Annotated in this window: 29 protein-coding genes and 1 pseudogene; 2 read left to right on the top strand and 28 right to left on the bottom strand. The window is 64.0% G+C overall.

Annotated elements, in window-relative coordinates:
- Positions 1–280: 280 nt before the first annotated feature.
- Together EK16_RS08530 and EK16_RS08525 are read left to right on the top strand one after the other, a co-directional pair.
- Positions 281–1,063: a S1 family peptidase gene (locus tag EK16_RS08530; RefSeq protein ID WP_038036409.1), complete on the top strand. Its 783-nt coding sequence runs from the start codon at positions 281–283 to the stop codon at positions 1,061–1,063.
- A 286-nt stretch (positions 1,064–1,349) separates the two neighbouring features.
- Positions 1,350–3,278, top strand: coding sequence for an ABC-F family ATP-binding cassette domain-containing protein (locus EK16_RS08525; RefSeq protein WP_038036546.1), 1,929 nt, complete (start codon positions 1,350–1,352; stop codon positions 3,276–3,278).
- A gap of 460 nt (positions 3,279–3,738) precedes the next feature.
- Here EK16_RS08525 and rplQ read toward each other — a convergent pair whose 3' ends face one another.
- The 28 genes and pseudogenes from rplQ to tuf form a co-directional block, all read right to left on the bottom strand.
- A complete protein-coding gene (gene rplQ, locus EK16_RS08515; protein WP_038036407.1) occupies positions 3,739–4,197 on the bottom strand; it encodes a 50S ribosomal protein L17 in 459 nt (152 codons plus the stop codon).
- A 233-nt stretch (positions 4,198–4,430) separates the two neighbouring features.
- Complete coding sequence (locus tag EK16_RS08510; RefSeq protein ID WP_038036406.1) at positions 4,431–5,462, bottom strand: DNA-directed RNA polymerase subunit alpha; 1,032 nt, start codon at positions 5,460–5,462, stop codon at positions 4,431–4,433.
- A 209-nt stretch (positions 5,463–5,671) separates the two neighbouring features.
- Complete coding sequence (rpsK, locus tag EK16_RS08505; RefSeq protein WP_038036405.1) at positions 5,672–6,061, bottom strand: 30S ribosomal protein S11; 390 nt, start codon at positions 6,059–6,061, stop codon at positions 5,672–5,674.
- A 102-nt stretch (positions 6,062–6,163) separates the two neighbouring features.
- Positions 6,164–6,532 carry a 30S ribosomal protein S13 gene (gene rpsM, locus EK16_RS08500; RefSeq protein WP_038036404.1) on the bottom strand — a complete coding sequence of 123 codons (369 nt, stop codon included), beginning with the start codon at positions 6,530–6,532 and terminating at the stop codon, positions 6,164–6,166.
- 369 nt (positions 6,533–6,901) lie between these two features.
- Positions 6,902–7,561 carry an adenylate kinase gene (locus tag EK16_RS08495; protein ID WP_038036403.1) on the bottom strand — a complete coding sequence of 220 codons (660 nt, stop codon included), beginning with the start codon at positions 7,559–7,561 and terminating at the stop codon, positions 6,902–6,904.
- Positions 7,558–8,895: a preprotein translocase subunit SecY gene (gene secY / locus EK16_RS08490; protein ID WP_038036402.1), complete on the bottom strand. Its 1,338-nt coding sequence runs from the start codon at positions 8,893–8,895 to the stop codon at positions 7,558–7,560. The genes EK16_RS08495 and secY overlap by 4 nt, the downstream gene beginning before the upstream one ends.
- A 180-nt stretch (positions 8,896–9,075) precedes the next feature.
- On the bottom strand, positions 9,076–9,582 hold the full coding sequence (gene rplO, locus EK16_RS08485; protein WP_038036401.1) for a 50S ribosomal protein L15: 507 nt from the start codon (positions 9,580–9,582) through the stop codon (positions 9,076–9,078).
- 101 nt (positions 9,583–9,683) lie between these two features.
- Positions 9,684–9,884, bottom strand: coding sequence for a 50S ribosomal protein L30 (gene rpmD, locus EK16_RS08480; RefSeq protein WP_369793092.1), 201 nt, complete (start codon positions 9,882–9,884; stop codon positions 9,684–9,686).
- Positions 9,885–9,941: 57 nt separating this feature from the next.
- Positions 9,942–10,466 (bottom strand): 30S ribosomal protein S5, encoded by a 525-nt coding sequence (gene rpsE / locus EK16_RS08475; RefSeq protein ID WP_038036399.1) that lies wholly within the window; start codon positions 10,464–10,466, stop codon positions 9,942–9,944.
- Between the two features lie 110 nt (positions 10,467–10,576).
- The gene (gene rplR / locus EK16_RS08470) at positions 10,577–10,939 is read right to left on the bottom strand and encodes a 50S ribosomal protein L18 (protein ID WP_038036398.1); all 363 of its coding nucleotides are present in this window, start codon (positions 10,937–10,939) and stop codon (positions 10,577–10,579) included.
- A 137-nt stretch (positions 10,940–11,076) separates the two neighbouring features.
- Positions 11,077–11,613 (bottom strand): 50S ribosomal protein L6, encoded by a 537-nt coding sequence (gene rplF / locus EK16_RS08465; protein ID WP_038036396.1) that lies wholly within the window; start codon positions 11,611–11,613, stop codon positions 11,077–11,079.
- 97 nt (positions 11,614–11,710) lie between these two features.
- Positions 11,711–12,109 carry a 30S ribosomal protein S8 gene (gene rpsH, locus EK16_RS08460; RefSeq protein WP_038036395.1) on the bottom strand — a complete coding sequence of 133 codons (399 nt, stop codon included), beginning with the start codon at positions 12,107–12,109 and terminating at the stop codon, positions 11,711–11,713.
- Between the two features lie 149 nt (positions 12,110–12,258).
- Complete coding sequence (rpsN, locus tag EK16_RS08455) at positions 12,259–12,564, bottom strand: 30S ribosomal protein S14 (protein WP_038036394.1); 306 nt, start codon at positions 12,562–12,564, stop codon at positions 12,259–12,261.
- Between the two features lie 60 nt (positions 12,565–12,624).
- On the bottom strand, positions 12,625–13,206 hold the full coding sequence (gene rplE / locus EK16_RS08450; RefSeq protein ID WP_038036393.1) for a 50S ribosomal protein L5: 582 nt from the start codon (positions 13,204–13,206) through the stop codon (positions 12,625–12,627).
- Entirely contained in the window at positions 13,199–13,522 is a 324-nt protein-coding gene (gene rplX / locus EK16_RS08445) for a 50S ribosomal protein L24 (protein ID WP_038036392.1), read from the bottom strand. The genes rplE and rplX overlap by 8 nt, the downstream gene beginning before the upstream one ends.
- Entirely contained in the window at positions 13,522–13,890 is a 369-nt protein-coding gene (rplN, locus tag EK16_RS08440) for a 50S ribosomal protein L14 (protein WP_038036390.1), read from the bottom strand. The genes rplX and rplN overlap by 1 nt, the downstream gene beginning before the upstream one ends.
- 255 nt (positions 13,891–14,145) lie before the next feature.
- Complete coding sequence (gene rpsQ / locus EK16_RS08435; RefSeq protein WP_038036389.1) at positions 14,146–14,394, bottom strand: 30S ribosomal protein S17; 249 nt, start codon at positions 14,392–14,394, stop codon at positions 14,146–14,148.
- An 89-nt stretch (positions 14,395–14,483) separates the two neighbouring features.
- Positions 14,484–14,693, bottom strand: a complete 210-nt coding sequence (gene rpmC / locus EK16_RS08430; protein ID WP_038036387.1) for a 50S ribosomal protein L29 — start codon at positions 14,691–14,693, stop codon at positions 14,484–14,486.
- A 48-nt stretch (positions 14,694–14,741) separates the two neighbouring features.
- A complete protein-coding gene (gene rplP, locus EK16_RS08425) occupies positions 14,742–15,155 on the bottom strand; it encodes a 50S ribosomal protein L16 (RefSeq protein WP_038036386.1) in 414 nt (137 codons plus the stop codon).
- Positions 15,156–15,305: 150 nt separating this feature from the next.
- On the bottom strand, positions 15,306–16,040 hold the full coding sequence (gene rpsC, locus EK16_RS08420; protein WP_038036385.1) for a 30S ribosomal protein S3: 735 nt from the start codon (positions 16,038–16,040) through the stop codon (positions 15,306–15,308).
- A 1-nt stretch (position 16,041) separates the two neighbouring features.
- On the bottom strand, positions 16,042–16,422 hold the full coding sequence (rplV, locus tag EK16_RS08415; protein ID WP_038036384.1) for a 50S ribosomal protein L22: 381 nt from the start codon (positions 16,420–16,422) through the stop codon (positions 16,042–16,044).
- Positions 16,423–16,425: 3 nt separating this feature from the next.
- Positions 16,426–16,704, bottom strand: a complete 279-nt coding sequence (gene rpsS / locus EK16_RS08410; protein ID WP_038036383.1) for a 30S ribosomal protein S19 — start codon at positions 16,702–16,704, stop codon at positions 16,426–16,428.
- A 20-nt stretch (positions 16,705–16,724) separates the two neighbouring features.
- On the bottom strand, positions 16,725–17,564 hold the full coding sequence (rplB, locus tag EK16_RS08405) for a 50S ribosomal protein L2 (protein ID WP_038036382.1): 840 nt from the start codon (positions 17,562–17,564) through the stop codon (positions 16,725–16,727).
- Between the two features lie 115 nt (positions 17,565–17,679).
- A complete protein-coding gene (locus tag EK16_RS08400) occupies positions 17,680–17,973 on the bottom strand; it encodes a 50S ribosomal protein L23 (protein WP_038036381.1) in 294 nt (97 codons plus the stop codon).
- A complete protein-coding gene (gene rplD, locus EK16_RS08395) occupies positions 17,970–18,590 on the bottom strand; it encodes a 50S ribosomal protein L4 (RefSeq protein ID WP_038036378.1) in 621 nt (206 codons plus the stop codon). The genes EK16_RS08400 and rplD overlap by 4 nt, the downstream gene beginning before the upstream one ends.
- A 3-nt stretch (positions 18,591–18,593) precedes the next feature.
- The gene (rplC, locus tag EK16_RS08390) at positions 18,594–19,328 is read right to left on the bottom strand and encodes a 50S ribosomal protein L3 (protein WP_038036375.1); all 735 of its coding nucleotides are present in this window, start codon (positions 19,326–19,328) and stop codon (positions 18,594–18,596) included.
- Positions 19,329–19,401: 73 nt separating this feature from the next.
- A complete protein-coding gene (gene rpsJ, locus EK16_RS08385; protein WP_038036374.1) occupies positions 19,402–19,710 on the bottom strand; it encodes a 30S ribosomal protein S10 in 309 nt (102 codons plus the stop codon).
- 74 nt (positions 19,711–19,784) lie between these two features.
- Positions 19,785–19,949: pseudogene (gene tuf, locus EK16_RS11980) on the bottom strand (elongation factor Tu); the annotation flags it as partial.

Below are 19,949 nucleotides of genomic sequence, written 5' to 3'. Positions count from 1 at the left end.
AACGCATCTTGCGCGCGAAAGTGGCTTCCGCCTTGTCATTTCCATGATCAGACGGCAAAAAGGGGCCTGTCTGATGAAGGAAGCAGGGAAGGCGAGGATGAAGACTGCGCGCGGGCAGAAACGAGCGTTACAGCAGGGCAAGGCGGTCAACCGGCTTGATCAGTGCAGATGCCCGGCTTTATCACCCCTCCGCCGTTCATCATGGCATGTATTGGCGGATCGGGCCCGCGTTTCAATACCCGCTTTTCTGTCCGTTTTGGCCGTGCTGGCGCTTGGGAGCATGCTTGCCGGTTGTGCGGGGGGAGAACGCCTGGAAGAGGCAGAACCGCCCCGCACCATCGCCGTGGAAACCGATGCACAGCCCACCGGCTCTCGCCTGCCTCAGAGCATCAACGATCTGTTGCGGCGAGTCTCTCCCTCCTTCGTCACGCTTGTCGTGCGTCAGCCACGCAAGAAAATGGCGCTGGATGCCGGCATCAGCCGCGGCGTCTCCTCCGGGTCCGGGTTCATCGTCGATGCGCAAGGCCATGTCATCACCGCCGGCCACGTGGCGGTTAACCGCAATTACCGGGTCAGCGCCCGCGGCGAGGACGGCCGCATTCATGAAGGCACGGTTGTCGCCGTCCGGCCGGACAATGACATCGGTCTACTCCGGCTGCAGGATCGCTTTGGCCGGCCGGTCGTTCCCGCCGCCTCACCCTGCCTGAAGCCCGGGCAGGCGGTCTTCTCCCTCGGCCGCCCCCGCGGCGGCAGTGCGCTCGCCCGCATTGGCACGGTCAAGTCCATGCACTTCTCCCGGGTCGTTCATTATGGCAACTATGGCTATCCCGATGCCATCGTCCTGCGCATGTCCACGCGCCGCGGCGAGTCGGGCGGCCCGGTGTTCAATGAGCGGGGAGAGCTCGTCGGCATGGTGGTCTCCACCCTCTCCGCCAACGGCCGTCCGCTCAACCTGGCGCATGCCATTCCGCTGCCGCCCATTGCCCGCTTCTATTGTCAGAACGCCGCCTGCAGCCCGCGCTGGCAGCGCCTGGCCGCCATGAACACGAAATCCTGCCCATAAAGCCTGATCCGGCAAGGAGTGATGGCAGTAAAGAATTGTTCTTCAGGGCTCAGAGCTTACTGCCGGAAGGATATTGTATATCCTTACCAGACTGTTTGGCGGGGCTTTCAAATTTCTCCGGACGGTTCCTTGAAGAGGTTGAAACCCTTTTCTGGCTAGAGGGCTGCCCAGACCTTGTTCGCTCATTCCCCTTCCTGCCCATGCCGCTTGACGTCATGGTTCCGTGCGGCTTTTCTGCGGCAAAAGCGCATGATGCCCTGTCTGCCCTTTGCCCTTGGATACCGGCATGCTGCACATCAACGATCTCACATACCGCATCGGCGAGAAGGTGTTGTTCGAGAAGGCCACGCTTGCCCTGCCAGCCGGGGCGCGGGCCGGGCTGATCGGACGCAATGGGGCGGGAAAATCCACGCTGTTTCGTCTCATCTTCGGCGAGCTCTCGCCGGAAAGCGGGCGCATTCAGGTGCGCAAGGGCATTCGCATCGGCACCGTGGCCCAGGAGGCGCCGGGGGGCGAAGAGAGCCTGCTTAATATCGTTCTCGCCGCGGATAAGGAGCGTGCCGCCCTTTTGCGCGAACTGGAAACGGTGACGGATCCGCATCGCATCGGCGAGATTCACACGCGCCTTGCCGATATTGACGCACATGCCGCCCCGGCGCGGGCGGCGCGCATTCTGGCGGGGCTGGGCTTTTCCGAAGAGGAGATGCACAGGCCCTGTTCCAGCTTCTCCGGCGGCTGGCGCATGCGGGTGGCGCTGGCGGCGGCGCTGTTTGCCGCGCCCGATCTGCTGCTGCTGGATGAGCCAACGAACTATCTGGATCTGGAAGGCGTGCTGTGGCTGAAGCAGTTTCTGCGCAGCTATCCGCATACTTTCCTGCTCATCTCCCACGATCGCGATCTGCTCACCGATTCTGTTAATGTCATCGTGCATCTGACAGAGCGGCGGCTTGATTTCTATTCCGGCAATTTCGAGACCTTTCAGAAACTGCGGGCGGCGCGGCAGGCGCAAATGATGAAGCTGCGCAAGAAACAGGAGGAAAAGCGCCGGCACATGGAGGCCTTCATCGCGCGCTTCCGGGCCAAGGCCAGCAAGGCGCGGCAGGCTCAAAGCCGGCTGAAGGCCTTGGCGCGGATGAAAGAGGTGGAGCTGGTGGTGGAGGAGCGGGTGCCACCCTTTTATTTCCCCTCCCCTACCCGGCGCCTCAACCCGCCGCTGATCCGCCTGGAAGAGGCCGCCGCCGGTTATGACGGGCGCGCGGTGCTGCGCGATCTCAACCTGCGCATCGATCCTGATGACCGCATCGCGCTGCTCGGCCTGAATGGTCAGGGCAAATCGACGCTGGCGAAGGTCCTGTGCGGGCGGCTGCCGCTGCTGTCCGGCGTCATGCGGCATCACAAGCGCCTGCGCACCGGCTATTTCGCCCAGCATCAGCTGGAGGAACTCAATCCGCAGCAAAGCCCCTATCAGCATGTGCTGGATCTGATGCCGGAGGCAACGGAGGCCGAGCGGCGGGCGAAACTGGGGCAGTTCGGCTTTTCCGCCGATCTGGCCGACAATCCGGTTCAGACGCTCTCCGGCGGTGAGAAGGCGCGGCTCTTGTTCATGCTCGCCGGCTTTCATGCGCCGCATCTTCTGGTGCTGGATGAGCCGACGAACCATCTGGACATGGAGGCGCGGGCGCGGCTGATCGAGGCGCTCAATGATTATGAGGGCGCGGTGATCCTGATTGCGCATGACCGGCAGCTGATCGAGGCAGTGGCCGACCGGCTGTGGCTGGTGGATGGCGGTGTGGTGCGGCCTTTCGAAGGCGATCTTGCCGATTACGAGCGGCTGGTGCTGGAGCGGGCGCGCATGATGCGCAAGCGGGCGCGGGCGGAGAAAAGCGCTTGCGAAGGCAGGCGCGGGCAGGCGGCCGGGGAAACGGAAGCGGCGAAAAAACAGCAGGCAGCGCCCGGTGAACGGCGACCCAATGTCGGCCGGTTGCGGCGGGAGCTGGCCCGGCTGGAAGAGGACATGGCGGCGCTTGAAGAAAAGATCGGCGTTTTCGATGCGGCGCTGGATGGCGGGCGCCTTTATGCCGAGGATGCGGAACAGGCCGCCCGATTCGCCGCCGCCCGCACCCGTCTGGCCGAAGAGCTCACCCGTCTGGAAGAGCGCTGGCTTGCGCTGTCGGCCACGCTGGAGGAGCTGGAGGCCGCCCGCAGCCAATCCTGATTTTTTGCCCGAGATAAATTGATTGTCCTTTGTAATAATAAATAGTTTTTACCAAATAATCAATATTTTGTCAGTTGTTTTTGGTTGATGAGCTTTTTCATCATTATAATATTTGTTAATTTAAACCTAAAAGTCAATTGTTCTTCATAATTATAACTCGTGATTATAACTCATGTCGTCATACCGTAGTTCATCCGGTATCCTAGGCCATTCACTCATGCATTTATGGCTCGAGACCTAAAGGCTTTCGCTGGGGGTGACGAGTTAGATGGCCATTGTCTCCTGTCGTGTGATCCCATGTGCGGTCATTTATCCTTGGTCGATTTGACGGCCGTACAAAAAAGCGCCCTCGCCGGGGGGCGAGAGCGCGAGATTGTGTTCCGGATCTGCCTGCCAGAGGCCTAAGCACCATGGCGCCAGCGCAAGGGCTGATTTTACGCCCGTTTGAGGGCAACAGGAATTATGACGCCGCCTCGGCCGTCTCTTCCTGCGCCTGCTCCTCGGCGGCGCGGCGTTCGCGGTCCTTCTTGCCCTTGGCCTCGGGATCGCGATCAACAAGCTCGATCACGGCCATGGGCGCATTGTCGCCATACCGATAGCCGGCCTTGAGCACACGGGTATAGCCGCCCGGGCGCTCGGCATAGCGCGGCCCCAGCACCTCGAAGAGCTTCCTGGCCGCGTCCTTCTTGTTCTGCAGCCGGGCGATGGCGAGGCGATAATAATGCAGGCGCTTGCTCTCATCCTGTCCCTTCTTGGCCAGGGTGATGAGACGCTCGACCACCCCGCGCAGGGCCTTGGCCTTGGGCAGGGTGGTGACGATCTGCTCATGCTCGATGAGCGCGGCCGCCATGTTGGCGAACATCGCCTGACGATGCTCAGCGGTGCGGTTAAGACGCCCCTTGCGCTTGCGGTGACGCATGGCTCCTGTTCCTTCCTCTTTTCCCGGCGCAGGCGGGTCTTTCCCCCGTTCCCTTGCGGGATGCCGCCTGGCGCCGCAGGCGCGTTACTCTTTTCGCTTCACGCGGAAATGGGCAAAGCTTCCTTTGCGCATTTCCGCAATCGCCCTTTCCCGCATCCCCTGCCCATCCATGCGGGCTTGCCCTCATGACGGGCGGCGGTGCGGGGCGGATGGGCGTGTTCGGTGTTTTGCCGTCAGTAGTTGTTCTCGTACTTCTTGGCCAGCTCCTCGATGTTCTCAGGCGGCCAGTTCGGCACCTCCATGCCCAGATGCAGGCCCATCTGCGCCAGAACCTCCTTGATCTCGTTCAAGGACTTGCGCCCGAAGTTGGGCGTGCGCAGCATTTCGGCCTCGGTCTTCTGGATGAGGTCGCCGATGTAGACGATATTGTCGTTCTTCAGGCAGTTGGCGGAGCGCACGGAGAGCTCCAGCTCGTCCACCTTCTTGAGAAGCGCGGCGTTGAACTCCAGCTCCGGCTTCTCCTCCTCCTTCGCCTCCACCTGCGGCTCCTCGAAGTTGATGAAGACCTGGAACTGATCCTGCAGAATGCGCGCGGCATAGGCCACGGCATCCTCCGGGCTCACCGAACCGTCGGTCTCCACGGTCATGGTGAGCTTGTCATAGTCGAGGACCTGACCCTCGCGGGTGTTCTCCACCTTGTAGGAGACGCGCTTCACCGGCGAATAGAGGGAATCGACGGGAATGAGGCCGATGGGCGCATCGGAGGGGCGGTTGCGCTCCGCCGGCACATAGCCCTTGCCGGTGTTGACGGTGAGCTCCATGCGGATCTCCACGCCCTCATCAAGGGTGCAGATGACATGATCCTTGTTGAGGACCTCAACGTCGGCCGTCTCCTGAATGTCGCCGGCGGTGACCACGCCGGGGCCTTCCTTCTTCAGGGTAAGGCGCTTCGGCCCGTCCCCGTGCATGCGGAAGGCGATCTCCTTGACGTTGAGAACGATGTCGGTGACGTCCTCGCGCACGCCGGAGATGGAGGAAAACTCGTGCAGGACGCCGTCGATCTGAATGGCGGTGACGGCCGCCCCCTGCAGCGAGGACAGCAACACGCGCCGCAGGGCATTGCCCAGGGTCATGCCGAAGCCGCGCTCCAGCGGCTCGGCAACGATGGTCGCCTGCCGCTGCGGATCCCGCCCGGGGATCACCTCCAGCTTGCTCGGCTTGATCAGCTCCTGCCAGTTCTTCTGATTGACCTGCTGCTTGTCCATGACACGTGCCCTATCGCTTTGTTCGTCATGCGGCTCGGATATCCCATGTGCCGGATGCCGCCATCCTGACATTCCCGCATACGCCTCACATCGCCCTTTTCAGTTGGGCTTGCGGACTGGCCGCCGGTTTTTGCGCCCGGGCTGCCCTGCCCTCCCTTGTTCAGAGAGGCTCATGCCGCCCGGCGAAACCTTTCGGCGGCCAGCACCGATCAGACGCGGCGGCGCTTGCGCGGACGGCAACCGTTGTGCGGAATGGGCGTGACGTCACGGATGGCCGTGATCGTCAATCCGGCCGCCTGCAGGGCGCGCAAGGCGGATTCACGCCCGGAGCCGGGGCCGGCAACGTTGACCTCGATGGTCTTCATGCCGTGCTCCATCGCCCGCTTGGCCGCGTCCTCGGCAGCGAGCTGGGCGGCATAGGGCGTGGACTTGCGCGAGCCCTTGAACCCCATCTTGCCAGCGGAAGACCAGCAGATGGTGTTGCCCTGCATGTCGGTGATGGTGATCATCGTGTTGTTGAACGTCGCGTTCACATGGGCGATGCCCGTGGTGACGTTCTTGCGTTCCTTGCGCTTGATGCGCGTGGTATCCTTCGCCATTTCGAATACCGCTCTTGAAATGTGGTTCCTGTCCGCCGGCGATGCAAGCCGGCTGCCTGCCCTTCAGGCCATGGCGCCGCAGCAAACGTGCGGCGCGGCCGATCACTTCTTCTTGCCGGCGATGGGCTTGGCCGGGCCCTTGCGGGTGCGGGCGTTGGTATGGGTGCGCTGCCCGCGCACGGGCAGACCGCGCCGGTGCCTGAGCCCGCGATAGCAGCCCAGATCCATCAGCCGCTTGATGTTCATGGCCACCTGACGCCGCAGATCACCCTCCACGATGTAGTCGCGGTCGATGATCTCGCGGATGGCGATGACCTCCTGATCGGTCAGCTCGTTGACGCGCTTGTTCTCGTCGATCCCGGCCTTGGCCAGGATGTCGCGCGCGAACTTGGGACCGATGCCGTGAATGTACTGAAGCGCGATCACCACGCGCTTGTTCGTCGGTATGTTGACGCCAGCGATACGGGCCACTGCCTTTGCCTCACGCTTTTCTGCCGGCTTCCGCCCCGCCCTCCCCTCATGGGGAGCTTTAAGGGCGCGGAGGCCAGTGGGTTGATCGTTCCTGCCTTTGTCGTCTTCTCCTTGCCGTTTTGCCCGCATCCGCAGCGGCATGTTCGCCCTTTTCACGGGCACGATCCCCCTGCAGAACGGGCAAAGGGCTTCCTTCTGGACCGGTCCGAAGACCCATCCATCAGAAAGCCCGAACGGCAGATCAGCTCTTTTCCGCTCCCTCTTTACGACCGCGTGACGATTCCGTCAAGCGCCGCATGGATGCCCCCGGGAGGGAAAATGGCCGGCGCCGGGCCCGCCTTTTCATTCAGAGCCCGGCGCGAATACCGTTCAGGACAGCGAATCGAGCACCTGCTCGATCTGCCTGGTCACCTCGTCGATGGAGGCCATGCCGTCCACGCGCTTCACGATGCCCGCCTTCTCGTAATACTCGATCAGCGGCGCCGTCTGCGCATGGTAGGCCTCCAGGCGCTGGCGCACCGTCTCCTCGTTGTCGTCGGCGCGGCGGGTGAACTCGGTGGAGCCGCACTCGTCGCACACGCCCTCCACTTTCGGGCGCTCGAACTTCTCGTGATAGCCCTTGCCGCACTTGGCGCAGGTGAAGCGGCCGGTGATGCGCTCCACCAGCGCGTCGTCATCGACGTCGAGCACGATAACGGCATCCAGCTTCATGCCCTTCTCGGCCAGCATCTTGTCCAGGGCCTCGGCCTGGGCCACGGTGCGGGGGAAGCCGTCGAAGATGACGCCCGGGGCGTTCTTCACGTCGTCCTCCTCCAGGCGGTCGGAGATGATGTTGATGACGACCTCGTCGGGCACGAGCTCGCCCTTCTCCATGATCTCCTTGGCCTTCTTGCCGTACTCCGTGCCGGCGGCCACGGCGGCGCGCAGCATGTCACCGGTGGAGAGCTGAATGAGGCCACGGCTCTTCTGCAGCCGCTTGGCCTGGGTGCCCTTGCCCGCACCCGGCGGGCCGAACAGAATGATGTTCATGGTCTTTTCCTCTTCCCTCTCAGACGCGAACGCTTGACCAGCCCCTCATATTGCTGGGCGAGCAGGTGGCCCTGGATCTGGGCCACGGTGTCCATGGTCACGCTCACCACGATGAGCAGCGAGGTGCCGCCGAAGTAGAAGGGGATCCTGAGGTAACTCGTGAGGATCTCCGGCAGCAGGCTCACTGCCGTCAGATAGATGGCACCGACGAAGGTGATGCGGGTGAGCACGTAATCGATATATTCCGCCGTTTTCTCACCGGGGCGGATGCCGGGGATGAAACCGCCATACTTCTTGAGGTTGTCGGCCACCTCTTTCGGATCGAACATGATGGCCGTGTAGAAGAAAGTAAAGAAGATGATGAGCGCGGCATAGAGCAGCAGGAACAGTGGCTGGCCGCGCCCGAGCATGGCGGTGATCACGTTGAGCCATTCCGGCCCCTGCCCCTGCATGAAGTTGGCCACGGTAATGGGCAGCAGCAGCAGCGAGGAGGCGAAGATGGGCGGAATGACGCCGGCGGTGTTGATCTTCAGCGGCAGGTGCGAGGTCTCGCCCTGAAAAATGCGATTGCCCTGCTGGCGCTTGGGATACTGAATGATGATGCGGCGCTGGGCGCGCTCCATGAAGACGATGAAGGCGATCACCGCCAGCGCCATGACGATGACGCCGATGATGGTGAAGGTGGAGAGCTGCCCGGTGCGCCCAAGCTCCAGCAGCTGGGCGAAGGCCATGGGCAGGCCGGCGACGATGCCGGCGTAGATGATGAGCGAGATGCCGTTGCCCACGCCGCGCTGCGTGATCTGTTCGCCCAGCCACATGAGGAAGACGGTGCCGCCGGTGAGCGTGATCACCGTGGAGAAGCGGAAGAACCAGCCGGGATCGAGCACGACATTGCCTTGCGCCTCCAGGCCGACGGCAATGCCATAGGCCTGCAGCGCGGCCAGGATGACCGTGCCGTAACGCGTGTACTGGTTGATCTTCTTGCGGCCCTGTTCGCCCTCCTTCTTCAGCTGTTCAAGATGCGGCGAGACCGTGGTCATCAGCTGAATGATGATGGAGGCGGAGATGTAGGGCATGATGTTGAGGGCGAAGATGGCCATGCGCCCCAAAGCGCCGCCGGAGAAGGAGTTGACGAAGCCCAGGATGCCGGAGGACTGCTGCTGCACGAGGCGGGCCAGCTCCAGCGCGTCAATGCCTGGAATGGGGATGAAGGTGCCGAGGCGATAGACAATGAGCGCGGCCAGCGTGAACCAGATGCGCTTTTTCAGCTCCTCGGCCTTGGCGAGAGCCTGAAAGTTGATATGGGCCGCAAGCTGTTCCGCTGCTGAAGCCATGGGTCCTTCCTGACATGGGCGGAAGGCCCGCCCGCCATCATGGGCAGGCCGGGCCTGTCTCGCGTCGATCAACCTCGTCTCACATCCGTCTGCCGCATCAAGGGCGCAGGCGCGATCTCAGAGAGCCGCACGGGCGTGACGATCGCACAGGCAACGGGCGGGAGGCAAGAGCCGCCTGTTTCAGCTCTCGGCCTTTTCCTTGCCGGCCTGCTTGCGAACGCGATTGGGCACCCAGGTTTCCTCCACGCTGCCGCCGGCCTTCTCGATGGCGGCCTTGGCGGCGGCAGAGGCATGGGCCACCTTCAGCTGCACCTTGGCCTTGATCTCGCCGTTGGCCAGCACGCGGATGCCCTGACGGGCGCGACGCACCGCACCGGCGGCGACCAGTGCCGCCTCGTCGATGACCTGACCGGCATCGAGACGGCCCGCGTCGATCAGCGCCTGGATGCGGCCCAGCGAAACCTCGGCAAAGCGCTTGGGCGCGTGCAGACGGAAACCGCGCTTGGGCAGGCGGCGATAGATGGGCATCTGGCCGCCCTCAAACGCGCCAATGGCGCTGCCGGCGCGGGACTTCTGCCCCTTGTGACCGCGACCTGCCGTCTTGCCCTTGCCCGAGCCGATGCCGCGGCCGACGCGCTTGCCGACCTTCTTGGCGCCGGGACGGGGGGAGAGTTCATTCAGCCTCATGGGTCCTTGTCCTTCTCGGATCCTTGCGTCCGCGCTTGCTTTTCTCTTGCGGCCGCCCGCGCCGGTTCATTCATGCCGGGCGGCGGTGCGGCGCGGCGCGATCAGTTCTCTTCCACGATTCGCACAAGATGCGAAACCTTGCGGATCATGCCGCGCACCTGCGGGGTATCCTTCAAAGTGCGGCGGCGATGCATCTTGCCGAGCCCAAGCCCGATCAGCGTATCGCGCTGATCCTTGGGCTTGCGGATCGGGCTTCCGATCTGCTCGATGGTGATGGTCTTTTCCTTGGCCATGGTCGGCATTCCCTGCTGGTGTCGCGTTCAGAGCGATCGCAACATGTGCTTTTCAAGCGGCCAAAATCAGATGCCCTCGGCGCGGCGCACGCTGAGCACCTCCGAAACCTTCTTGCCCCGGCGGGCGGCGACGCGGCGCGGGTTCTCGCACTTGGCGAGCGCGTTGAAGGTGGCGCGCACCATGTTGTAGGGGTTGGAGGAACCGATGGACTTGGCCACCACGTCCTGCACGCCCAGCGCCTCGAACACCGCGCGCATGGGACCGCCGGCGATGATGCCGGTGCCGGGCGGGGCGGAGCGGATGATCACCTTGCCGGCGTCGTGCTTGCCGGTGACATCGTGATGCAGCGTGCGCCCCTCGCGCAGGGGAACGCGCATCAGGTTGCGCTTGGCCGCCTCGGTGGCCTTGCGGATGGCCTCCGGCACCTCGCGCGCCTTGCCGTGACCGAAGCCGACGCGGCCCTTCTGGTCGCCCACGACCACCAGCGCCGCGAAACCGAAGCGGCGGCCGCCCTTGACCACCTTGGCCACGCGGTTGATGTGGACCAGGTGATCCACAAATTCGTTGTCGCGATCGTCACGATCTCTCATCGTTCTTTAGCCCTTCACGCTGCCCGGGCCGGCGGATGCCTTAAGTTTTCGAGCACCTCTTGAAAGATAGGCCACCGGCCGGATTGCTCCCTTTTCCTGTTGCCTGCCTTTCAGAAATCCAGGCCACCCTCGCGCGCGCCCTCGGCCAGGGCCTTGACGCGGCCATGATAGAGATAGCCGCCACGGTCGAAGACGACCTTGTCCACACCGGCCTTCTTGGCGCGCTCGGCAATAAGCTTGCCCACCTCGAAAGCGGCCTCGACATTGCCCGTGCTCTTCAGCTTCTTGCGCATCTCGGGCTCGTTGGACGAGGCAGCGGCCAGGGTGTGGCCCTTCTTGTCATCGATAACCTGGGCGTAGATGTACTTGTGCGAGCGGAAAACCGACAGGCGCGGCCGGTTGCCTCCCTTCTTGCGGATGGCGCGGCGCACGCGTGCGGCACGACGTTCGCGCGGCGACAGTTTGCGAGCCATGGGTCCTGCGTCCTCTCTTCTTTACTTTTCATCGCGGCGCGCCCTGACCGGCAGGCAGGTTTCCACCGGCATGACGGGCCCTCGCCACGGCCGGCCCGCAGTGCGCAATCGTTTGCGGGCCGTAATGAAAACCGGTCTTACTTCTTCTTGCCTTCCTTGCGGAAGATGTATTCGTCGGCGTAGCGGATGCCCTTGCCCTTGTAGGGCTCCGGCGGACGCCAGGCGCGGATCTCGGCGGCCACCTGCCCCACCTTCTGCTTGTCGATGCCGGAGACGATGATCTCCGTGGGCTGGGGCACCTGAACCTCGATGCCGTCCGGCACCTTGTAGATCACATCGTGGCTGTAGCCAAGGTTCAGCTTCAGATCCCGCCCCTGCAGCTGGGCACGGTAACCGACGCCGACGATCTGCAGCTTCTTCTGGAAGCCCTCGGTGACGCCCTTGACCATGTTGGCGATGATGGTGCGGGTCATGCCCCAGGCGGAGCGGGCCGGCTTGGACATGTCCAGCGGCTTCACCACCACCTGATCCCCGTCCACCTCCACGGAGACGAGATTTTTCACATAGGGCGCCTCAAGCTGGCCCTTCGGGCCCTTCACGGTCACCGCCCCCTCCTCCACGGTCACGGTGACACCGGAAGGGATGGGCACGGGTTTCTTGCCAATGCGCGACATGGTTCTATCCAGCCTTTCCTTAACGGTCGTGGCCGATCCGGCCCGCGAAATGTGCGCGCCCTTGAAAGGCGCAGTGCTTTTGCAGGCTCGGGATGCCTCAGAATACCTTGCAGATCACCTCGCCGCCGACGTTGGCCTCGCGGGCCTTGGCATCGCTCATCACACCCTTGGACGTGGAGAGAATGGCAATGCCGAGGCCGTTGTAGACCACGGGCATGTCGGCCACGGAGGTATACACGCGGCGGCCCGGTTTGGACACCCGCACGATCTCGCGGATGACGGGGCGCCCGTCGTGATACTTCAGCTGCACCTCGATCTCGCCCTTGCCGTTGTCATAGCGCGTCGTGGTGAAGCCGCGGATGTATCCCTCGTCCTGCAGCACCTGCAACACCCGCTCGCGCATGCGGGAGGCGGGCATCTTCACCGTCTTCTTGCCCCGGGCATGCGCATTGCGAATGCGGGTCAGCATGTCACCGATGGGATCGGTAATCGTCATTGTCCGATACTCCTCGCGGTCCTTCCGTTCCGGATCCCGTATCCCCTTTTCACTTGCAGATGATCAGGGGACGCGGATCCGCCTTCATCCGCACAAACCCCGTGAGAAAAGCCAGGGGCTCGCGGGGCTTTTGCGGAAAAGAGGCCCCCTTACCAGCTGGCCTTGGTCATGCCAGGGATGAGCCCCTTGTTGGCCAGCTCGCGCAGCGCAATACGCGACATGCGCAGCTTGCGATAGTAGCCGCGGGGGCGGCCGGTAATCTCGCAACGGTTGCGCACACGCACCGGCGCGGAGTTGCGCGGCAGCTTGGCCAGTTTCATCTGCGCCTCGAAGCGCTCCTCGATCGGCCGCGAACGGTCGCGGGCGATGGCGAGCAGCTCGGCGCGCTTCTTGGCATATTTCTTGACCAGCCTCTTGCGCCTCTCGTTGGTCTCGATCTTGCCCTTCTTCGCCATGATGGGTCTCTCTGCTCCTTAAAGCCCTGTTCTCTTGCGGTTCCCTGTCCCGTTTCGCGATCAGGCCGCCTTCTGCTGCTGACGGCGGCGGAACGGGAAGTTGAAGCCCTCGAGCAGGGCCATGGCCTCCTCGTCGGTCTCGGCCGTGGTGTGAATGATCACGTCCAGCCCCAGCACGCGATCGATCTTGTCGTAATCGATCTCGGGGAAGACGATGTGTTCCTTGATCCCCAGGGCATAGTTGCCGCGGCCGTCAAAGCTTTTGGGATTGAGGCCGCGGAAGTCGCGCACGCGCGGCAGCGCGATGTTCACCAGGCGGTCGAGGAACTCGTACATGCGGTCCTTGCGCAGGGTGACCTTGGCGCCAATGGGCATGCCGGCGCGCAGCTTGAAGCCGGCGATGGACTTGCGGGCGCGGGTGATCACCGCCTTCTGGCCAGCGATCTTGGAGAGCTCCTCGGCCGCGAAAGTGGCGAGCTTGGAATCCTGCGCGGCGGCACCGATGCCGATGTTGAGCACGATCTTCTCAAGCCGCGGCACCTGCATGGGATTGGTGTAGCCGAAGCGCTCGATGAGCTGCGGCTTCACCACCTCGTCGTAGTGCCGGCGCAGACGCGGGACGTATTTTTCCTGTTCAGACATCGATCACCTCTCCCGAGCGCTTGGCATAACGGACCTTGCGGCCGTCTTCGAGAATCTTGAACCCCACGCGGGTGGGCTTGCCGTCCTTGGGGTCGATATGGGCGAGATTGGAGATGTGGATCGGCGCCTCCTTGGTGATGATGCCGCCGGCGCTGTTGGCCGTGGGCTTCTGGTGGCGCTTCACCATGTTCACGCCCTTCACGATGGCGCGGTTCTCCTTGGGTATGACCTTGAGCACCTCGCCCTTCTTGCCCTTGTCGCGACCGGCGATGACGATCACCGTGTCGCCCTTCTTGATCTTGAGCTTGACCGGCATCACAGCACCTCCGGAGCCAGCGAAATGATCTTCATGTGATTCTTGGCGCGCAGCTCGCGCGGCACGGGCCCGAAGATGCGGGTGCCGATGGGCTCGCCCTGGTTGTTGATCAGCACCGCGGCATTGCGGTCGAAGCGGATCACGGACCCGTCGGGACGGCGCACGTCCTTGGCCGTGCGCACCACCACCGCCTTCATCACTTGGCCCTTCTTCACACGGCCACGCGGAATCGCCTCCTTCACCGACACCACGATGATGTCGCCCACGGAGGCATACTTGCGCTTGGAGCCTCCGAGGACCTTGATGCACTGCACCTTGCGGGCGCCGGAGTTGTCGGCAACATCCAGTTTCGTTTCTGCCTGGATCATGGCATCACCCGTTTCATTGCGTTCCCGGCCGGACCCTTGCGCCTGTGCCGGCGCCAGCCCCGGCCGTCGTTGACCTTATCGTTGTCTTCTCGCCTGCGGGCCGTTCGGCGCCCTAAATTTGCGGCACCGCCGCGGTTCTTCAGGCTTTATGGCGCCTTTTCCCATCCGCTCTTGCCTTGCCGCCCTGCCCTGCTTTCGCCTCCTCCCCGCCAGGCCTTGGCGAAAGGGCGAAGCGGCCCTGACACCGGCGGCCCGTCAGGCGTTGCGGGCCTCCACCTTCTCGATCACCATCCAGCGCTTCTTGCGCGAGATGGGACGGCATTCCTGAATGCGCACGATGTCGCCCACCTTCATCTCGTTGTTGGGATCGTGCGCGTGATACTTCTTGGTGCGGCGCACCGTCTTCTTGAGCAGCGGGTGGGTGAAACGACGCTCGACAAGAACCGTGACGGTCTTGTCGTTCTTGTCGGATACCACCGTGCCCTGCAGGATGCGTTTCGGCATCGCTTCTTTCTCCAAACTTCAGGCAACCGCGCCATTATGCGTGCGCGGTGCGTGTCACCGTTTCCGTCCTATCCTTCGCGCTCTTGCGCTTACGCATCGGTCTTGGCCAGGCCCTTGCGGCGCGCGGTCATCTCCGTCTTGATGCGGGCGATGTCGCGACGCACCTGGCGGATGCGCGCCGTGTTCTCGAGCTGACCGGTGGCCTTCTGAATGCGCAGGTTGAACTGTTCCTTCTTGAGCTCGAGCAGCTTCTCCTTCAGCTGATCGTCGCTCATGGCCCTGATCTCGGCGGGTTTCATGGCTTACGCTCCCTTCGCACTGTTCCCATGTCGCGCAAGGCCTGCCCGTCACTCGCCCGGGCGCGCAACGAAACGACACTTCACCGGCAGCTTCATGGCGGCCAGGCGCAGGGCCTCCTCTGCCACCTCGCGCGGCACACCGTCCACCTCGAACATGATGCGGCCGGGCTGCACGCGGGCGCACCAGTATTCCACCGAGCCCTTGCCCTTGCCCATGCGCACTTCCGTCGGCTTCTCCGTGACCGGAATGTCCGGGAAGATGCGGATCCACACACGGCCGGCACGTTTCATGTGACGGGTGATGGCGCGGCGGGCGGCCTCGATCTGCCGGGCGGTGACCCGCTTGCCCTGCAGGGCCTTCAGACCATAGGCGCCAAACGTCAGCTGCGTGCCACCCTTGGCCACACCCCGGATGCGGCCCTTCTGCATCTTGCGAAACTTTGTCCTCTTGGGCTGCAGCATCGCTTTTCCTCTTGCCTTTCTTGCGCGGCAGGCCGGGTTTTCAGGCCCTGCTTCGCGGCATGCACCTCTTCAAACTGCCTCGATCAGACCCATCAGGTCTCCGCGGGCGCCCGATCCCCAATGGCGAGCGGGCCCGCCGTCATCCCTCTGTCAGCGCCGCGCCTCGCCCCGGCGGGAGCGACGGGCCCCGCCACGGCCCGGACGGGCGCCGCCCTCCTGCAGCTCGCGCTCGTGACGCTCCTGAGCCATGGGATCGTGCTCCATGAGCTCGCCCTTGAAGATCCACACCTTGATGCCGTTGGTGCCATAGGCGGTCACGGCGGTGGCGGTGCCATAGTCGATATGGGCGCGCAAGGTGTGCAGCGGCACGCGGCCTTCGCGATACCACTCGGTGCGGGCGATCTCGGCGCCGCCGAGGCGGCCGGCGCAGTTGATGCGGATCCCTTCAGCGCCCATGCGCATGGCCGACTGCACGGCGCGCTTCATGGCGCGGCGGAAGGCCACGCGGCGCTCCAGCTGCTGGGCGATGTTGTCGGCGACGAGCTGGGCGTCGATCTCGGGCTTGCGCACCTCGACGATGTTGAGGTGCACCTCGGCATCGACCATGGAGGCCAGCTTGCGGCGCAGCTTTTCGATGTCGGCGCCCTTCTTGCCGATGATGACGCCGGGGCGCGCGGTGTGGATGGTCACCCGGCACTTCTTGTGCGGGCGCTCGATGATGATGCGCGAGATGCCGGCGTTCTTGAGAGTCTTCTGGAGGAACTCGCGGATCTTGCGGTCCTCATGCAACAGATCGCCGTACTCGCGCCCCTCCGCGTACCAGCGCGAATCCCAGTTGCGGTTGACGCCGAGGCGAAACCCGATCGGATTGACTTTCTGACCCATTTCAGCTGGCCTCCTCGACTTCGCGCACGACAATGGTGAGCTGACTGAAGGGTTTCAGGATGCGGCCGACACGTCCGCGCGCGCGCGGGCGCCAGCGCTTCATCACCAGGTTCTTGCCCACATAGGCCTCGGCGACGATGAGGTTGTCGATGTCGAGGCCGTGGTTGTTCTCGGCGTTGGCAATGGCCGATTCCAGAACCTTTTTGACGTCCCGGGCGATGCGCTTGCGCGAGAACTGCAGCGTGGCCAGGGCCTTCTCCACCGGCATGCCGCGGATCATCGCCGCCACCTGATTGAGCTTGATGGGGCTGACCCGCATCATGCGGCAGACGGCGCGGGCCTCGTTCTCGGCACAGCGGCGCGGATTCTTCTTCTTGCCCATCGCTTACTTCCTCTTCGCTTTCTTGTCGGCGGCATGGCCGTAGAAAGTCCGCGTCGGCGCGAATTCACCGAACTTGTGCCCCACCATGTCCTCCGTCACCAGCACGGGCACATGCTTGCGGCCGTTGTGAACCGCAAAGGTGAGCCCGACGAACTGGGGCAGGATGGTGGAGCGGCGCGACCAGATCTTGATCGGCGCGGCGCGGCCGGAGGCGCGCGCCTTCTCCGCCTTCTTCAGCAGGTAGGGGTCGACAAACGGACCTTTCCATACCGAGCGAGCCATGTCGGTTTCCTCTTCAGTGCTTATTTCTTGCGCTGATGACGCGAGCGCACGATGTACTTGTCAGACGGCTTCTTGCCGCGGGTGCGCTTGCCCTTGGTGGGCTTGCCCCACGGAGTGACCGGATGGCGGCCGCCGGAGGTGCGGCCCTCGCCGCCGCCGTGCGGATGGTCCACCGGGTTCATGGCGACACCGCGGGTGTGCGGACGGCGGCCCAGCCAGCGGGCGCGGCCGGCCTTGCCCAGATTCTGGTTCATGTGATCCGGGTTGGACACCGCCCCCACGGTGGCCATGCACTCGGCGCGGACCATGCGCATCTCGCCGGACTTCAGCCGCAGCAGGGCATAGCCGGCGTCGCGGCCGACCAGCTGCGCATAGGTGCCGGCGGCACGGGCGAGCTGGCCGCCCTTGCCGGGCTTGAGCTCCACGTTGTGCACGATGGTACCGATCGGCATCACCGAGAGCGGCATGGCATTGCCCGGCTTCACATCAAGCGCGTTGTCGGACGCCATGACCACATCACCGGGGGCCAGACGCTGCGGCGCAATGATGTAGGACAGCTCGCCGTTGTCCTCATACTCGATGAGGGCGATGAAGGCGGTGCGGTTGGGATCGTATTCCAGCCGCAGCACCTTCGCCGGCACGTCCTTGCGGGCGCGGCGGAAGTCAATGCGGCGATAGCGGCGCTTGTGCCCGCCGCCGCGGTGGCGTGCGGTGATGCGCCCGTAATTGTTGCGGCCGCCGGTGGAATGCTTGCCCTCGGTGAGCTGCTTGACCGGCTTGCCCCGATAGAGCTCGGAGCGATCGACCAGCACCAGACCGCGCATGCCGTTGGTCACCGGCTTGTAGGTTTTCAGAGCCATCGTTCGTGCCTCTCTTCGATCTCCTGATCAGGCCAGCGGCCGGGCAGCCGTCCCTGCCATGCCAGCGACTGGCGTTGCCTTAAGCCCGGATACGCCGTATTTGCGCCTCACAGCCTCACAGCCCGCCGATAATGTCGATCGACTGGCCCTTCTCCAGGGTGACGATCGCCTTCTTCACGTCCGACTGGCGGCCGACGGTGTTGCGGAACCGCTTCACCTTGCCCTTGCGCACCAGCGTGTTGACCTTCTTCACCTTGACGCCGAAGAGCGCCTCCACCGCCGCCTTGATCTCCGGCTTGGTGGCGTTCCTGGCGACGTTGAAAACCACCTTGTCCTGCTCACCGGCCAGCGTGGACTTTTCCGTGATCACCGGCGAGAGGATGATGTCGTAATAGCGTTCCCTGCTCATTTGAACCGCTCCTGCAGCGCTTCCACCGCCGCCCTGGTCAGCACCAGCTTGTGGCGGCGCAGGATGTCATAGACGTTGATGCCCTGCACCGGCAGCACGTCGATGTTGGGCAGGTTGCGCGCCGCGCGCGCGAAGTTCTCATCCAGCTCGCGGCCATCGATGATCAGGGCGTTGGACAGGCCCAGCTTGTCGAAGGCGGCCTTGGCGAGCTTCGTCTTGGGCTGATCGAGCGCGGCCTTATCCAGCACGATGAGCTCATCGGCCTTCACCTTGGCAGAGAGCGCATGCTTCAGTGCCAGCGCCCGCATCTTCTTGGGCAGGCCGATGGCGTGCGAGCGCGGCTTGGGGCCGTGGGCCTTGGCACCGCCGACGAAAATGCCGGCCTTGCGGTCGCCGTGACGGGCGCGGCCCAGACCCTTCTGGCGGCCCCACTTGGCACCGGTGCGCGCCACTTCGCTGCGGCTCTTGGTCTTGTGGGTGCCGGCGCGGCGCTTGGCCAGCTGCCAGACCACCATGCGGTGCAGGATGTCGGCGCGCGGCTCCAGGCCGAACACGTCGTCGGGCAGCTCCACCGCACCCGCCTTCTTGGCATCGAGCGTGACTACATCCATCTTCATGGCTCACTGCTCCTCGACACTGACGGCTTCGGCCGGGGCCTCGTCCTTCTTGCCGCTCTCCTCGGGCAGGCGGAAAGCGCCGGGACGGGGCGCATCCTCGGGCAGCGGGCGCTTGACGGCATCGCGCACGAAAACCCAGGAGCCCTTCGCCCCCGGCACCGCGCCCTTGACCATGATCAGGCCGCGCTCGGCATCGGTGCGCACCACCTTCAGGTTCTGGGTGGTGACACGGCGGGCGCCCATGTGACCGGCCATCTTCTTGCCCTTGAAGACCTTGCCCGGATCCTGGCACTGGCCGGTGGAGCCGTGCGAGCGGTGGGCGATGGACACGCCGTGCGACGCGCGCAGGCCACCGAAGTTCCAGCGCTTCATGGCGCCGGCGAAGCCCTTGCCGATGGAGGTGCCGGTCACGTCCACGTACTGGCCGGGCACGAAGTGATCCGCGGTCAGCTCCGCGCCGATCTCGATCATGTTGTCCTCGGAGACGCGGAATTCGGCCAGCTTGCGCTTGGGCTCCACCTTCGCCTTGGCGAAGTGGCCACGCTCCGGCTTGGTCATGCGCTTCACCTTGGCCTTGCCGGCCCCCAGCTGAAGCGCGGTGTATCCGTCCTTCTCGACCGTGCGATGGGCAACAACCTGGCAGTTCTCCACCTTGAGAACGGTCACCGGGATGGCCTCGCCCTCGTCGGTGAAGATGCGGGTCATGCCCACCTTCTGTGCGATAATGCCTGAACGCATCGCTCGCAACTCCTTGAAAAATCCCAGCCTTTCGGCGCCTGTTCCGCCGCGGGCTCCTCTTTGCCCCAAAGCCTCACAGCTTGATTTCGACGTCAACGCCGGCGGCCAGGTCCAGCTTCATCAGCGCATCCACCGTCTGCGGCGTGGGATCGATGATGTCCAGCAGACGCCGGTGCGTGCGGATCTCGAACTGTTCCCGACTCTTCTTGTCGATGTGCGGCGAGCGGTTCACCGTGAAACGCTCGATCCGTGTTGGCAGCGGCACGGGGCCGGAAACCTGCGCGCCGGTGCGTTTCGCGGTGTTGACGATCTCGCGGGCCGACGCATCGAGAATGCGATGGTCGAACGCCTTGAGTCGTATGCGAATGCTCTGCCCGTGCATGGCTATTCTCGCTCCCTAGGAACAGGCCGCCGCCGCAGGAGATCCTGCAGCAGCGGCTTTGCGTTCCTTTGTTCTTACTCGATGATTTCGGAGACGACGCCGGCGCCGACGGTGCGGCCGCCCTCGCGGATGGCGAAGCGCAGGCGCTCCTCCATGGCGATCGGCGCAATCAGCTCAACCTCGAAGGTCACGTTGTCGCCCGGCATCACCATCTCCGTGCCCTCAGGCAGCTTCACCAC

The organism is Thermopetrobacter sp. TC1 (assembly GCF_000746275.1).
Classification (GTDB): domain Bacteria; phylum Pseudomonadota; class Alphaproteobacteria; order Rhizobiales; family Aestuariivirgaceae; genus Thermopetrobacter.
The sequence above is the reverse complement of the archived record's forward strand: the minus strand, read 5'-3'. Positions and strand labels throughout refer to the sequence as shown.

What these genes read in the sequence shown, in the direction of transcription:
- EK16_RS08530 (WP_038036409.1), top strand. Translation starts at nt 281, where the DNA reads ATGCTTGCCGGTTGTGCGGGGGGAGAACGCCTGGAAGAGGCAGAACCG.
- EK16_RS08525 (WP_038036546.1), top strand. Translation starts at nt 1,350, where the DNA reads ATGCTGCACATCAACGATCTCACATACCGCATCGGCGAGAAGGTGTTG.
- rplQ (WP_038036407.1), bottom strand. Translation starts at nt 4,197, where the DNA reads ATGCGTCACCGCAAGCGCAAGGGGCGTCTTAACCGCACCGCTGAGCAT.
- EK16_RS08510 (WP_038036406.1), bottom strand. Translation starts at nt 5,462, where the DNA reads ATGGACAAGCAGCAGGTCAATCAGAAGAACTGGCAGGAGCTGATCAAG.
- rpsK (WP_038036405.1), bottom strand. Translation starts at nt 6,061, where the DNA reads ATGGCGAAGGATACCACGCGCATCAAGCGCAAGGAACGCAAGAACGTC.
- EK16_RS08495 (WP_038036403.1), bottom strand. Translation starts at nt 7,561, where the DNA reads ATGAACATCATTCTGTTCGGCCCGCCGGGTGCGGGCAAGGGCACCCAG.
- secY (WP_038036402.1), bottom strand. Translation starts at nt 8,895, where the DNA reads ATGGCTTCAGCAGCGGAACAGCTTGCGGCCCATATCAACTTTCAGGCT.
- rplO (WP_038036401.1), bottom strand. Translation starts at nt 9,582, where the DNA reads ATGAGGCTGAATGAACTCTCCCCCCGTCCCGGCGCCAAGAAGGTCGGC.
- rpmD (WP_369793092.1), bottom strand. Translation starts at nt 9,884, where the DNA reads ATGCCGACCATGGCCAAGGAAAAGACCATCACCATCGAGCAGATCGGA.
- rpsE (WP_038036399.1), bottom strand. Translation starts at nt 10,466, where the DNA reads ATGAGAGATCGTGACGATCGCGACAACGAATTTGTGGATCACCTGGTC.
- rplR (WP_038036398.1), bottom strand. Translation starts at nt 10,939, where the DNA reads ATGGCTCGCAAACTGTCGCCGCGCGAACGTCGTGCCGCACGCGTGCGC.
- rplF (WP_038036396.1), bottom strand. Translation starts at nt 11,613, where the DNA reads ATGTCGCGCATTGGCAAGAAACCCGTGCCCATCCCTTCCGGTGTCACC.
- rpsH (WP_038036395.1), bottom strand. Translation starts at nt 12,109, where the DNA reads ATGACGATTACCGATCCCATCGGTGACATGCTGACCCGCATTCGCAAT.
- rpsN (WP_038036394.1), bottom strand. Translation starts at nt 12,564, where the DNA reads ATGGCGAAGAAGGGCAAGATCGAGACCAACGAGAGGCGCAAGAGGCTG.
- rplE (WP_038036393.1), bottom strand. Translation starts at nt 13,206, where the DNA reads ATGTCTGAACAGGAAAAATACGTCCCGCGTCTGCGCCGGCACTACGAC.
- rplX (WP_038036392.1), bottom strand. Translation starts at nt 13,522, where the DNA reads ATGCCGGTCAAGCTCAAGATCAAGAAGGGCGACACGGTGATCGTCATC.
- rplN (WP_038036390.1), bottom strand. Translation starts at nt 13,890, where the DNA reads ATGATCCAGGCAGAAACGAAACTGGATGTTGCCGACAACTCCGGCGCC.
- rpsQ (WP_038036389.1), bottom strand. Translation starts at nt 14,394, where the DNA reads ATGCCGAAACGCATCCTGCAGGGCACGGTGGTATCCGACAAGAACGAC.
- rpmC (WP_038036387.1), bottom strand. Translation starts at nt 14,693, where the DNA reads ATGAAACCCGCCGAGATCAGGGCCATGAGCGACGATCAGCTGAAGGAG.
- rplP (WP_038036386.1), bottom strand. Translation starts at nt 15,155, where the DNA reads ATGCTGCAGCCCAAGAGGACAAAGTTTCGCAAGATGCAGAAGGGCCGC.
- rpsC (WP_038036385.1), bottom strand. Translation starts at nt 16,040, where the DNA reads ATGGGTCAGAAAGTCAATCCGATCGGGTTTCGCCTCGGCGTCAACCGC.
- rplV (WP_038036384.1), bottom strand. Translation starts at nt 16,422, where the DNA reads ATGGGCAAGAAGAAGAATCCGCGCCGCTGTGCCGAGAACGAGGCCCGC.
- rpsS (WP_038036383.1), bottom strand. Translation starts at nt 16,704, where the DNA reads ATGGCTCGCTCGGTATGGAAAGGTCCGTTTGTCGACCCCTACCTGCTG.
- rplB (WP_038036382.1), bottom strand. Translation starts at nt 17,564, where the DNA reads ATGGCTCTGAAAACCTACAAGCCGGTGACCAACGGCATGCGCGGTCTG.
- EK16_RS08400 (WP_038036381.1), bottom strand. Translation starts at nt 17,973, where the DNA reads ATGAGCAGGGAACGCTATTACGACATCATCCTCTCGCCGGTGATCACG.
- rplD (WP_038036378.1), bottom strand. Translation starts at nt 18,590, where the DNA reads ATGAAGATGGATGTAGTCACGCTCGATGCCAAGAAGGCGGGTGCGGTG.
- rplC (WP_038036375.1), bottom strand. Translation starts at nt 19,328, where the DNA reads ATGCGTTCAGGCATTATCGCACAGAAGGTGGGCATGACCCGCATCTTC.
- rpsJ (WP_038036374.1), bottom strand. Translation starts at nt 19,710, where the DNA reads ATGCACGGGCAGAGCATTCGCATACGACTCAAGGCGTTCGACCATCGC.